Origin of the sequence: Geminicoccus harenae, assembly GCF_019800005.1 — a bacterium.
Lineage (GTDB): Bacteria > Pseudomonadota > Alphaproteobacteria > Geminicoccales > Geminicoccaceae > Geminicoccus > Geminicoccus harenae.
Map to the genome: position 1 here is coordinate 13,828 of NZ_JABGCL010000025.1, position 12,204 is coordinate 26,031.

Here is a 12,204-nt window from a genome sequence, read left to right on the forward strand (position 1 = left end):
CTGATCTGCAGAGGCGCGTGCCGGCTGTCCTGGAAATTGCGGGACTTCACGGGACGATCAGGTGACTACGGTAAATCTGGCGGAACTGTTTCGTTGGCTCCGGCGAATATTTTTCTTGAGGAGGCAATCATTGGGTTTGCGTGAATGTGTGGATAAAGCTGGTTTGCTAAAGCTGCAAGCTAACCTTGTGGTTGCTTGAGTATATCCATCACATAACTCAGGGATATATTTGGATAAGCCTGAATATAGCCAAGGATATAGCAGCAGGCTTGCACCCGGCTGAAAAGCCGGCTCTTGGCCCTGTCCGACGGTGCATGGGCAGCCTGCTGCGTCGTCAGCTCACGCCACACTTCAGGCGAACGTGATCGCCGTTCCCGGCTCCGCCGGCCCGCGCAGTGCCTATTCCGCCTCGAGCGCCCGGCGATACTCGGCGAACTTCGCCCGCTCGGCCTCGCTTACCTCGGGATAATGCAGGTCGAGCCGGCGCATGCTGTCGACGATGGCACCCGCCACCACCAGGCGGGTGAACCACTTGTTGTCGGCGGGCACCACGTACCAGGGTGCCTGGGGCGTCGCGGTGGCCCGGATCGCCTCCTGGTAGGCGTCCATGTAGGCATCCCAGTGCCTGCGCTCGGCGAGGTCGCCCGCCTCGAACTTCCAGTGCTTCTCGGGATCGTCCAGGCGCTTGAGGAAGCGCTTCTTCTGCTCGGCCTTCGACACGTTCAGGAAGAATTTCAGGATCAGCGTGCCCTGGCGGGCGAGGTAGCGCTCGAAGCCGGCAATGTCCTCCAGGCGCTCGCCGAAGATGTGCTCGCCGACCAGGCTGGGCGGGAGATGCTGACTCGCGAGGATCTCCTGGTGGACCCGCACCACCAGCACCTCCTCGTAGTAGGAGCGATTGAACACGCCGATCCGGCCGCGCTCGGGCAGGTTGCGCGCGCAGCGCCACAGGAAGTCGTGGTCCAGCTCCTCCGCGGACGGCCGCTTGAACGAGAAGACCTGCACGCCCTGCGGGTTGACCCCGGACATGACGTGCTTGATGGCACTGTCCTTGCCGGCCGCGTCCATCGCCTGGAAGATCAGCAGCACCGACCAGCGGTTCTGGGCGTAGAGCATGTCCTGCAGCTCGGTCAGCCGCTCGATGCCCAGCCGCAGATATTCCTTCGCCGCGCTCTTCTCGATGCCGAGCTCATGGGTGTCGCCCGGGTCGTGGTCCTTCAGGGAGAACCGCTTGCCATCCTCGATCCGGTAGGGTGCCAGGAACCTGTCCAGATCCATCATCATCGCCGGTTCTCCTCGCCATGCCGAAGAAGAGTTGAGCCGGAGGGCAGGGTTGGCAAGGTGATGGGCAGCCACGCCAGCGCACTGCATGGCTTTCGCCGTGCCCGCGCAAGAGTTACGAGACCGGCGTTGCCATGAGCGGCGCGGATAGGATGGGTTGGCCTGCATGACGGATGCCGCAAAGCGCATTCCCTTCGGCAACGATGGCCTCGATGCGGTTCTCGGCGGCGGGTTGACGCCAGGCAGGGTCTATCTGCTCGAAGGGACGCCCGGTTCCGGCAAGACGACCCTGGCCATGCAGTTCCTCATGGCAGGCGTGCGGCGGGGTGAATCGACGCTCTACGTCACCCTGTCCGAGACCATCCAGGAACTGACCGCGGTGGCGGAATCCCATGGCTGGGATCTTTCCGGCATCCAGCTGTTCGACCTGTCCCTGGCCGAGCAGGTGCTCGGCCGGGGTCGCGAGCAGTCGGTGCTGCATCCCTGGGAAGTGGAGCTGGGCGAGACGATCGATCTGATCATCGAGCAGGTGGAGCGCAGCAGCCCCAAGCGGGTGGTGTTCGACAGCCTGTCGGAGATGCGGCTGCTGGCCCACGACCCCCTGCGCTTTCGCCGGCAGCTCCTGGCGCTCAAGCAGTACTTCGCCGGCCGCGGCATCACTGTCCTGTTCGTGGATGATCTGGCCGGGTCAGCCGGCAGAGAAGACAAGCAGCTCCACAGCCTGTGCCATGGCGTGATCACGCTCGAACGCCTGACGCTCGAGTTCGGGGCGGCCCGCCGTCGCCTGCAGGTCCAGAAGATGCGCGGCATCGACTTCGTCGCGGGCTATCATGACCTGGTCATCCGCACCGGCGGGATCGAGGTATTCCCCCGGCTGATCGCCCTCAGGCACCATCTGCCGTTCGTGGGCGAGCCCGTGGGGAGCGGCGTGCCGGAGCTCGATAGGCTGCTGGGCGGAGGCCCGTTGCGCGGCACCAGCACGCTCATTACCGGCCCGGCCGGTGTCGGCAAGACGACCATCACCCTCCAATACATCATGGCTGCCTGTCGGCGCGGCGAGCGCTGCGTCATCTACGAGTTCGACGAGCGGGTCGGCACGATGATCGTGCGCGCCAGGGCCATGGGCCTGGATCTGCACGAGCAGATGGAAGCGGGCCGGCTGATGATCCGGCAGGTCGATCCGGCCGAATTGTCCCCGGGCGAGTTCAGCGCGATCGTCCGCCGTGACGTCGAGCTCCAGGAGTGCCGGATGGTCGTGATCGACAGTCTGAGCGGCTATCTGTCCGCCATGCCGCAGGAGCAGCAGCTGATCTTGCAGATCCACGAGCTGCTCTCCTACCTGAACCAGCGCGGCGTGGTGACCTTCCTGCTCAACCCGCAGGCGGGCCTGATGGGCACCACGTCGACCGGCGGCCTCAACGTTTCCCACATCGCCGATGCCGTCATCCTCCTGCGCTTCTTCGAGGCGGGTGGCCGGATCCGCAAGGCAGTCTCCGTCATCAAGAACCGGGGCGGCTCCCACGAGGACGCGATCCGCGAGCTGCGCATCGATGCTCAGGGGCTGCGCGTCGGCACACCCCTGACCGAATTCAGGGGCGTGCTGAGCGGCACTCCGGAATATGTCGGCGCCGGGGATCCGCTCATGCAAGACCGCGACAGTGGCGGATAGAACCGTCCGGGACGGCCACCGCGTCCTCATAGCGGCACCATTCGGCAGGGACGCCTCGACCATCGCGGAACTGCTCCAGCGCCACGGCTACGAGGCGCTGCCTTGCGCGGACATCGGCGAACTCGCGGGGCATCTGGACGATCATGTCGGCCTGGTGCTGCTGACCGAGGAGGCACTGAAAGGGGACCTGAACCCGCTCCAGGCGGCCCTGGCGGAGCAGCCTACCTGGTCCGAGGTGCCGATCGTGCTGCTGACAGCACCCAATAATGCCCCCCGGCAGTCCCGCGCGGAGCTGGCGCGGGCACGGCTGCCTCCGGCGGCGGTCAATGTCGTCGTGCTGGAGCGGCCGATCGGTGCCGCCTCGTTGCTCAGTACGGTCGCCTGGGCCATGCGCGCACGGCAAAAGCAGTTCGACCTGCGCGACCACCTGGTCCAGCTGGCCGAGAGCGAGCGTGCGCTGCGCGAAAGCCAAGCCGCCCTGCGCGCCAGCGAGACGGAAATGCGGCTGGTCGCGGACTCGCTGCCGGTGCTGATCGCGTTCGTCGACCGCGGCCTGATCTATCGCTTCGCCAACCGCGCCTACCAGGACTGGGTCTACCGCCCGCCGGAGGAGGTGGTCGGCAGGAGCGTGCTGGAAGTGATCGGATCGGAGGGCCTGGAGGCCCGGCAGGCGGCGATCGAGCGTGCCCTCGCGGGTGAGCCGACCTATCTGGAGCTGCCCTGGCCGCATCGGGATGGCCGGCGGCGCGACGCGGACATCCGCTACCTCCCGCGCAGGAATGGTACTGGCGAGGTCGACGGCTTCTACGTGTTCGCCCTGGACGTCACGGAGCGCAAGCAGGCGGCCGAGACGCTGCGGGACGCGGCAGCCACGCTGGAGGCGCGGGTGCGCGAGCGGACCGCGGCGCTCGAGGAGGAGATGGCCAGCCGGCTGCGCCTGGAGGCAGCTCTCCGGCAGAGCCAGAAGATGGAGGCGGTGGGCCAGCTCACCGGCGGCATCGCCCACGACTTCAACAACATGCTCACCGGCATCATCGGCTCGATCGATGTGCTGAAGCGGCGGATCCGGTCCAACCGGCTGGAGGATGCCGAGCGGTTCATGGATGCGGCCCTGGCCTCGGCCAGCCGGGCCGCCAATCTCACCCACCGGCTGCTCGCCTTTTCCCGCCGGCAGTCATTGGACCCGAAGCCGGTCGACATCAACCGGCTCATCGGCTCGCTGGAGGAGCTGATCGGGCGCACGCTCAACGAGCAGATCAGCCTCGAGATGGTGCTGGGCCACGATCTTCCGCCTGCGGTCGTGGATGCCAACCAGCTCGAGAACGCGACCCTCAACCTCACGATCAATGCGCGGGACGCCATGCCGGAAGGCGGCAGCCTCACGATCGGGACGCGCGAGGTCGTCGTCGGGACGGACGCGGCAGCCGAGCGGCCGGGGCTCGAGCCTGGCCGCTACCTGGCCCTGACAGTGTCCGACACCGGCGTCGGGATCGCCCCGGAGCTGCTGGACAAGGTCTACGACCCGTTCTTCACGACCAAGCCGATCGGGCAGGGTACCGGGCTCGGCCTGTCGATGGTGTACGGCTTTGCCCAGCAGAGCGACGGCCAGGTCCGGATCGACACCCAGCTCGGACGAGGCACGGCCGTCACGATCTACCTGCCCGCGGCTGCCGAGGCCGTGGCGGAGGAGGCTCCTGCCCCAGCCGAGGCCACGATGCCGCCAGCACCCGGCTGGACGATCCTGCTCGTCGAGGACGACGCCTCGGTGCGCATGCTGACCACCGATCTGCTGCACGAGCTCGGCTACCGCGCCATCGAGGCCGCCGAGGCCCAGGCGGCCATGGCGATCCTCCGCTCACCCCGCCCGCTGGCGATGATGATCTCGGACGTGGGTCTCCCGGGCATGAACGGCCGGCAGCTCGCGGAGATCGCCCGGCAGGACCGGCCGGACCTGCCGATCCTGTTCATCACCGGCTATGCCGAGAATGCCGCGATCCGCTCCGGTTTTCTCGGCACCGGCATGGCGATGATCACCAAGCCGTTCAGCGTCGATGTGCTGGCGGCCAAGGTGCGTGACATGCTGGACGGCCGCCCGGCCGGCTGAGTGCGTCAGACGCTCGCCTAACCACGGCTTCCCGGGTAGAACCCCGGGAACTCGGACCCCTTTCGCATCTCCTGGACGATCATGGGCTTCAATTGCGGGATCGTCGGCCTGCCGAATGTCGGCAAGTCGACGCTGTTCAACGCGCTGACCAAGACCGCGGCGGCGGCTGCGGCCAACTATCCGTTCTGCACGATCGAACCCAACACCGGCCGCGTGCCGGTGCCCGATCCGCGGCTGGAGCAGCTGGCGGCGATCGCGAAGTCGGCGAAGACCATCCCCACCCAGCTCGAGATCAAGGACATCGCCGGGCTGGTACGCGGCGCCTCCAAGGGCGAGGGGCTGGGCAACCAGTTCCTGGGTGCCATCCGCGAGGTCGACGCGATCCTCCATGTGCTGCGCTGCTTCGAGGACGACGACGTCACCCATGTCGAGGGTGGGGTCGACCCCCTACGCGACCTGGAGCTGATCGAGACCGAGCTGCTGCTGGCCGACCTGGAGAGCCTGGAGCGGCAGCGCGATGCCCTGGCCAAGCGTGCCAAGGGCAACGACAAGGAGGCGAAGGAGCGGCTCGCACTGGCCGAGAAGCTGCTCCCCTCGATCGGCGACGGCATCCAGGTCCGCTCGATCGATCTCAGCGAGGACGAGCGGGCGCTGGCCCGCGGCTTCCAGCTCATCACCGCCAAGCCGGTGCTCTATGTGCTGAACGTCGAGGAGGCGAGCGCTGCCACCGGCAACGCCCACAGCGCAAAGGTCGCCGCCGAGGTCGCCAAGCACGATGCCGGCTCGGTGGTGATCTCGGCCTCGATCGAGGCGGAGCTGGCGCAGCTGAACGACGAGGAGTCGGCGGAATATCTCCAGACGCTCGGCCTGGACGAGCCCGGCCTGAACAAGGTGATCCGGGCCGGCCACGACCTGTTGGGCCTGCTCACCTTCTTCACGGTCGGCCCCAAGGAGGCGCGGGCCTGGACCACCCACCGCGGTGCCACCGCCCCGGAGGCCGCCGGCGAGATCCACACCGACTTCCAGCGCGGCTTCATCTGCGCCGAGATCATCGCCTTCGACGACTATGTCACGCTGGGCGGCGAGCAGAAGGCCAAGGAGGTCGGCAAGATGCGGCTGGAGGGCAAGGAATACGTCGTGAAGGACGGCGACGTCTGCCATTTCCGCTTCAACGTCTGACGAGCACTCCCGATGCGCCTGATCCCGGTCGCCGCTGCGGTTCTGCTCGCCCTGCCCGGCGCAGCGCTGGCGGACACGCCGCTGGCCCTGCTCAAGGCGGCGATGGCCGAGCGCCTTGCCGCCATGCCGGACGTCGCCCGCCACAAGTGGAACAGCGGTGCCGCCGTGGAAGACCGGGCGCAGGAGGCGCGGGTCGTCGAAGGGGCCGTGGCAGCGGGCCAGGAACTCGGCTTGGCGCCGGAGGTGGTCCGCAGCGTGGCCATCGCCCAGATCGAGGCCGCCAAGCTCGTGCAGTCCGCCCTGATCGAGCAGTGGCAGGCAGAAGCGGCTGCCAAATTCACCGATGTGCCGGACCTGGCGGCCGTCCTGCGCCCGGCGATCGGCAGTGCCACCGAAGCCATCATCGGCAACCTGAAGCCGGCGGCGCCGGCGCTGCGGGAATGTGCCGGGGCCGGCGAGCTGCGGGCGGTGCCGGAAGCACTGGCGTCCTATGCTGCGGCCTGGCAGGTGGCGGCCGATGGCGTGATCGCGGCACAAGGCGGTCCCGCACGGACCGCGTGCCCCGGCTGAGGCCGGATTTGCGCGCCACCGGCAGTACATTGTAGCCGGGCGAATGGATGCCCACTTCTTCATCCTCTGATGGAGGAGATGGGGATGGATCGATCCCTGGTTGAGCTGCACCATGACGGTGCAGCGCAGGACAGCTCGCCGCTGCCGGGACCCGGTGCCGCGGACGGCGACGGCGTCCTGTTCGACGCCTATTCGCAGGCGGTGGTGACGGCGGCGGCCAGGGTCGCGCCGTCGGTCGGGCACCTGCAGGTGCGGGGCAGCGCCGGGCAGGGCACCGGCTCCGGCTTCCTGGTGACTCCGGACGGCTACATGCTGACCAACAGCCATGTGGTGAACGGGGCCAAGGACATCCGGGTGGGCTTCCCGGACGGCAGCCGCCACGTGGCCTACCTGGTCGGGGACGATCCGGACACCGATCTCGCGGTGGTGCAGGTCCATGGCAGCAGCCTGGTCGCGGTGGAGCTGGGCACGACCTCGGGCCTGAAGGTCGGCCAGCTCGCACTCGCGATCGGCAACCCGCTGGGCTTCGACCACAGCGTCACCGCCGGCGTGGTGGGGGCGCTCGGGCGATCGCTGCGTTCGCGCTCCGGCCGCTCGATCGACGACGTGATCCAGACCGATGCCGCCCTCAACCCCGGCAATTCCGGCGGACCGCTGGTCGATTCGCGCGGCCGGGCGATCGGGGTGAACACCGCGACGATCATGGGCGCCCAGGGCCTGTGCTTCGCCATCGGCATCGATACGGCCCGCTTCGTGCTCCAGGAGATCCTGCGGCACGGCCGGGTGCGCCGCGCTCATCTGGGCATTGCCGCGCAGACCGTGACCCTGCCCCGCCGGATCGTGTTCGCGCTGGGCCTGTTCGGCGAGACCGGCGTCCGGGTGGCGCAGGTGGAGCCCGGCAGCCCGGCTGACCGGGCCGGCCTGCTGGCCGGTGACCTGATTGTCGACCTGGACGGGATGCAGGTCCCGTCGGTGGATCGCCTGCACCGCCTCCTGGACGCCTCGATGATCGGGCGCGACGTGCCGATCCGCCTGCTGCGCAACGGTGCGGTCGTCGAGCGGCAGGTGGCGCTGCGGGCGCGAAGCTGAAGCCGGCCAGGGGGTCGATCACGCGTCTGCCGTCGATCCCGCTAGGTCGGCCTGATCCCGGTGGCGGTTCCCGTCAAAGATCCAGATCCACCGTCACCGGGACATGGTCGGACGGCTGCTGCCAACCGCGTGCCTCCCGCAGGATCGAGCCGCCGGCCAGCCGGTCCTTGATCGCCGGCGACAGCCAGACATGGTCCAGGCGCCGGCCGCGGTCGCTCAGCGCCCAGTCGCGGTTGCGGTACGACCACCAGGAATAGAGCTTGGCAGGCGGCGGGGTGAGCACGCGCAGGGCATCGGTGAAGTCGTAGGCCCGCTGCAGGCGGAGCAGGGCCTCGACTTCCACCGGCGTGTGGGAAACGACGTTCAGGAGCTGTTTGTGGCTCCAGACGTCCTCCTCCAGCGGTGCGATGTTGAGGTCGCCTACCAGCACCATGGGCTGGTCGCGCGCCTCCATCCCCTCCAGCCAGTGGGTCATCTCCGCCAGCATCTCCAGCTTGTGCCGGAATTTCGGGTTGATCTCGGGGTCGGGAATGTCGCCGCCGGCCGGGACGTAGAAGTCGTGGATCTCCAGGCCGTTCTCCAGGGTGACGAAGCAGTGCCGGGCATGGTCGCTGCCGCACCAAGCCCTCGTACCCACCGAGTGGAACGGGCGCTTCGCCAGGATCGCCACGCCATGATAGGCCTTCTGGCCATAGACATGCTGGTGCCGGAAGCCGAGCGCGGCCAGGTCCGCGGTGGGAAAGCGCTCCGTCTCGATCTTGATCTCCTGCAGGCACAGGACGTCCGGGTCGAGAATGTCGACGACTTGGCGGATCAGTTCCAGCCGGATCCGGATCGAGTTGACGTTCAGCGTGGTGATCCGCAGGGGCAAGATCGGCTCCAGGGTCGGATGAGGGAGGAAGGGTTCGCTCAGCGCGGGCGGACGAAGGCCGCGCGCAAGGCCTCGCAGGCCGGGCGGCAGGCACAGCCTTCCACATGGTCGTTGACCAGGCCGCAGGACTGCATGAAGGCATAGACGGTGGTGGGCCCCACGAAGCTCCAGCCGCGCTGGCGCAGCGCCTTGGACAGGGCGGTGGATTCCGCGGTCTTGCCCAGGGTCTTCAGCGTGGCGTGGTCGAAGCTCGCGGGCCTGGCCTCCGGCGGCGGCTCGAAACGCCAGACGAACGCGGCCAGGGAGCCGGCCTCTGCCCGCAGCTCCAGGTAGCGCCGGGCATTGTTCAGCACCGATTCGATCTTGCCGCGGTGGCGCACGATCCCGGCATCCTGGAGCAGGGCCTGGACCTCGGCCGCGCCGAACCCGCACAGGGTCTCAGGGTCGAAGCCGCGAAAGGCCCGGCGGAAGTTCTCGCGCTTGCGCAGGATCGTGTGCCAGGACAGGCCGGACTGGAACCCTTCCAGGCAGAGCTTCTCGAACAGGCGGATGTCGTCGCCCACCGGGCGGCCCCATTCGGTGTCGTGGTAGCGCCGGTAGTCGTCATGGCCGCCATGCCACCAGCAACTGGCCGTTCCATCCGCGTCGAAGCGCAGGCCCGTGGTCATCCCTCATCCCGCTGTCGAAGGCGCGCCAGACCTACCAGTTGCGGCCAGCGGTTGCACCCCGAACCTCGGGGCGGCAGGTTCGGCGCGCTGCCATGGCCGGCAGCAAGAGGGAGGCGGAATGTCCGAGTTCGTTAAACGGTTTAGCCTGTCCGGGCGCAAGGCGCTGGTGACCGGCGCCAGCAAGGGGATCGGGGCGGCGACCTGTGCGGTGCTGGCCGATGCCGGTGCGGACATCGTGGCGGTCGGCCGCGACCAGGCCGGGCTGGAGGAGGCGAGGGAAGCGGTGGAGCGGATCGGCCGGCGCTGCCTGACGATCGTGGCCGACCTCGGCACGGTCGAGGGGCCGCGTCGGGCCTGTGCCCAGGCGCTGAAGGAATGGGGGACGATCGACATCCTGGTGAACAATGCCGGGATCGCACGGGTATTCCCGGCCCTGGAGCACAGTGTCGAGGACTGGGACGAGGTGATGGCGGTCAACCTGCGGGCCCCGTTCCTGTTCGCCCAGGCCCTGGCCCCGGCCATGATCGCGCAGCGCTGGGGCAAGATCATCAATGTCAGCTCGACCGCCGGCAAGGCCGCGGTGCTCGACCATGCCGCCTACTGCGCGTCCAAGGCCGGCGTGAACATATTGGGCCAGTGCCTGACGCTGGAGTGGGCCAAGCACAACATCCAGGTCAACGCGGTCTGCCCGACCGTCACGCTGACGCCGATGGGGCGCAAGGTCTGGGGGCCGCCGGAGAAGGGCGACCCGCAGAAGGCGAAGATCCCGATGGGGCGGTTCCTCGAGCCGATCGAGGTCGCGGATGCCATCCTGTTCCTGGCTTCCGACGCATCGAACATGATCACGGGCGAGACGATCGTCGTGGACGGCGGCTACCTGGCCGCCTGATCCAGCCCGGCTCCTGATGCTTCCAACAGGGCGGCCGCACCCGATCCCGGGGCAGCCGCCCATGCCGCCCGCGCACCTGCGGGGCGAAGCGATCTCCGGTCGTTCCAGCCATTACATCCCCGTAACCTGTTCATGGGAATGAACCCAAAGACACGTCGGTAAGCAGGTGCCGGCGCAAGGGTTCGGCCGGCCCGTGTCCAGCCTGATCGTGCGCCGCAGCACGATGAATTATGCTTCATTTCCGGAAAATACGTAGATTAATCTTACAAACGTGCCATTTCCGGCTGGCGGGCGGTCGGTCCGCGGGTAGTCTTGCACAAGTCGGACAACAAGAAATGACCTACTTCAGCAGCGCTCGGTGGAGTGCGGCCGTCCTGCTCTTTGGGCTGACTGCGGCGACTGCCATGCCGGCGGAGCAGGCTGTGGCGGCAGACAAGCTCGGCGACCGGATCAATCTGCACCGCGTGCCATCCCGCGGCATGGAGTATGTCGCGACCTCGCGTGCCGGCGCCTCGACCGCCGCCAAGTCATCGCTGTCGGCCAAAGTCGAGCTCAAGATCGAGCTGGACGGCGATCCGCTGCTGAACGTCTATTCGAGCGTTCTGCCGCTGGACTACAATGGGAACGGCACGACCGAGTTCCTGCACTGGAACGGTCACCGGATCATGCGGCTCTACGGCCAGGCCGGCAACAAGCTGTGGCAGGTCACCAACAGCTCCGGGCGGCGCCTGACCAACGTATCCTTCATCCACCGTGACGGCGCCGCCATCCTGGACCTGAATGGTGACGGCAAGGACGACGTGCTCCACTGCTGGCAGTCCGGCTCCACCAAGCTGCTGGTGGCCCGCAATGGTGCCAACGGCAAGGAGATCCGCCGCGCCAGCCTCGCGGGGCAGAGCAACGGCGAGTCCGCCTGGTGCAAGATTTCCGTCTACCGCAAGCAGTCCGACAAGAAGCCGATCGTGCTGGTGGCAGCACAGCAGCCGGGCGGTACGGCGAAGTGCGACGGCAAGAACTGGGTCGACAACTGGACCCGGGTCATCGCCTACGACACCAATCTGAAGCAGCTCTGGACCACCGACATCTGCCATGCCGGCCACCAGACCGCCGGCGTGGACGCCAACAATGACGGATACCAGGAGTATTTCTTCGTCGGCAAGTACGCGCTGGACTTCAATGGCAAGGTGCGCTGCAGCCTGAAGGGCTGGTCGTCCGGTGACCATGTCGACGCCATCCGGGTCGCCAGGCTGGATCCCGAGTCATCCCGGGTCCATGCAGTGGCGGTGGGCATGACCGGCGGCGGCGCCTTCGACGCCAGCAACTGCAAGTGGCTGTGGGGCTTCTCCAAGACCATCAAGAACCCGCAGGAACTGTCGATCGCCCAGCTCGACCCGGCCCCCAAGCCGCTGTCGGTGACCGTCACCCAGCGCGGCTCCGAGGCCAGCCCCAAGACCTATGTCCTCAATGCCGACGGCAAGATCGTGCGCACGATCGGGGCGCGGATCATCCCGATGCAGAACGCGGAACTCGATGGCAACGGCCGCACCGACGAGATCGTCGCCATGTTTGGTGAAGTATTCACGGGCTCCGGCAAGCAACTGCTCTCCAGGAACTGGTTCTGGAACCTGAAGGGCAGCAAGGTGAAGACCGTGCCGAGCTCCAACGTCTACGACCACTGGGCTGCCTTCCCGCTCCTGGTCGACGTGGACAAGGACGGCCGGGACGAGATGGTGGTGTGGGGCCAGAGCCTGATCGCCACCGCCGAAATCCGCTGACACGACCGCACCGCCCGCCGTTTGCGGGCGGTACCGGCCTTTTCCGTCTTGCCTCCTGGTAATCTTGGCCCTGCGTCATCGCTGACGCTTGAGTTGGCGGGGTTGCAGC

At 67.5% G+C, this 12,204-nt stretch carries 10 protein-coding genes; 7 read left to right on the forward strand and 3 right to left on the reverse strand.

Features of this window, described 5'->3' with window-relative positions; translation table 11 throughout:
* Positions 1-399: 399 nt before the first annotated feature.
* On the reverse strand, positions 400-1,281 hold the full coding sequence (locus HLA95_RS20135; protein WP_191058774.1) for a polyphosphate kinase 2 family protein: 882 nt from the start codon (positions 1,279-1,281) through the stop codon (positions 400-402).
* A gap of 166 nt (positions 1,282-1,447) precedes the next feature.
* Between HLA95_RS20135 and HLA95_RS20140 the strand changes: the two genes are divergently transcribed.
* The 5 genes from HLA95_RS20140 to HLA95_RS20160 all read left to right on the forward strand — a co-directional run bounded on the left by HLA95_RS20140 (position 1,448) and on the right by HLA95_RS20160 (position 7,892).
* Positions 1,448-2,950 (forward strand): ATPase domain-containing protein, encoded by a 1,503-nt coding sequence (locus HLA95_RS20140; protein WP_191058769.1) that lies wholly within the window; start codon positions 1,448-1,450, stop codon positions 2,948-2,950.
* A complete protein-coding gene (locus HLA95_RS20145; protein WP_191058768.1) occupies positions 2,901-5,054 on the forward strand; it encodes a PAS domain-containing protein in 2,154 nt (717 codons plus the stop codon). Before HLA95_RS20140 ends, HLA95_RS20145 begins: the two co-directional genes overlap by 50 nt.
* Before the next feature lie 81 nt (positions 5,055-5,135).
* Positions 5,136-6,233, forward strand: coding sequence for a redox-regulated ATPase YchF (gene ychF / locus HLA95_RS20150; protein WP_191058767.1), 1,098 nt, complete (start codon positions 5,136-5,138; stop codon positions 6,231-6,233).
* A 12-nt stretch (positions 6,234-6,245) separates the two neighbouring features.
* On the forward strand, positions 6,246-6,803 hold the full coding sequence (aroQ, locus tag HLA95_RS20155; protein ID WP_191058766.1) for a gamma subclass chorismate mutase AroQ: 558 nt from the start codon (positions 6,246-6,248) through the stop codon (positions 6,801-6,803).
* Positions 6,804-6,887: 84 nt separating this feature from the next.
* Entirely contained in the window at positions 6,888-7,892 is a 1,005-nt protein-coding gene (locus HLA95_RS20160; protein WP_222184326.1) for a S1C family serine protease, read from the forward strand.
* A gap of 73 nt (positions 7,893-7,965) precedes the next feature.
* Here HLA95_RS20160 and HLA95_RS20165 read toward each other — a convergent pair whose 3' ends face one another.
* Both HLA95_RS20165 and HLA95_RS20170 read right to left on the reverse strand, forming a co-directional pair.
* Entirely contained in the window at positions 7,966-8,763 is a 798-nt protein-coding gene (locus tag HLA95_RS20165) for an exodeoxyribonuclease III (protein ID WP_306422355.1), read from the reverse strand.
* A gap of 38 nt (positions 8,764-8,801) precedes the next feature.
* Complete coding sequence (locus HLA95_RS20170; protein ID WP_191058622.1) at positions 8,802-9,431, reverse strand: DNA-3-methyladenine glycosylase I; 630 nt, start codon at positions 9,429-9,431, stop codon at positions 8,802-8,804.
* Positions 9,432-9,549: 118 nt separating this feature from the next.
* Between HLA95_RS20170 and HLA95_RS20175 the strand changes: the two genes are divergently transcribed.
* Together HLA95_RS20175 and HLA95_RS20180 are read left to right on the forward strand one after the other, a co-directional pair.
* Positions 9,550-10,320 carry an SDR family NAD(P)-dependent oxidoreductase gene (locus tag HLA95_RS20175; RefSeq protein ID WP_191058621.1) on the forward strand — a complete coding sequence of 257 codons (771 nt, stop codon included), beginning with the start codon at positions 9,550-9,552 and terminating at the stop codon, positions 10,318-10,320.
* Between the two features lie 422 nt (positions 10,321-10,742).
* Positions 10,743-12,095 carry a hypothetical protein gene (locus tag HLA95_RS20180; RefSeq protein ID WP_191058620.1) on the forward strand — a complete coding sequence of 451 codons (1,353 nt, stop codon included), beginning with the start codon at positions 10,743-10,745 and terminating at the stop codon, positions 12,093-12,095.
* Positions 12,096-12,204 lie beyond the last annotated feature (109 nt).

Coding starts and splice junctions, on each gene's coding strand:
- HLA95_RS20135 (WP_191058774.1), bottom strand. CDS start 1,281: ATGATGGATCTGGACAGGTTCCTGGCACCCTACCGGATCGAGGATGGC.
- HLA95_RS20140 (WP_191058769.1), top strand. CDS start 1,448: ATGACGGATGCCGCAAAGCGCATTCCCTTCGGCAACGATGGCCTCGAT.
- HLA95_RS20145 (WP_191058768.1), top strand. CDS start 2,901: ATGTCGGCGCCGGGGATCCGCTCATGCAAGACCGCGACAGTGGCGGAT.
- ychF (WP_191058767.1), top strand. CDS start 5,136: ATGGGCTTCAATTGCGGGATCGTCGGCCTGCCGAATGTCGGCAAGTCG.
- aroQ (WP_191058766.1), top strand. CDS start 6,246: ATGCGCCTGATCCCGGTCGCCGCTGCGGTTCTGCTCGCCCTGCCCGGC.
- HLA95_RS20160 (WP_222184326.1), top strand. CDS start 6,888: ATGGATCGATCCCTGGTTGAGCTGCACCATGACGGTGCAGCGCAGGAC.
- HLA95_RS20170 (WP_191058622.1), bottom strand. CDS start 9,431: ATGACCACGGGCCTGCGCTTCGACGCGGATGGAACGGCCAGTTGCTGG.
- HLA95_RS20175 (WP_191058621.1), top strand. CDS start 9,550: ATGTCCGAGTTCGTTAAACGGTTTAGCCTGTCCGGGCGCAAGGCGCTG.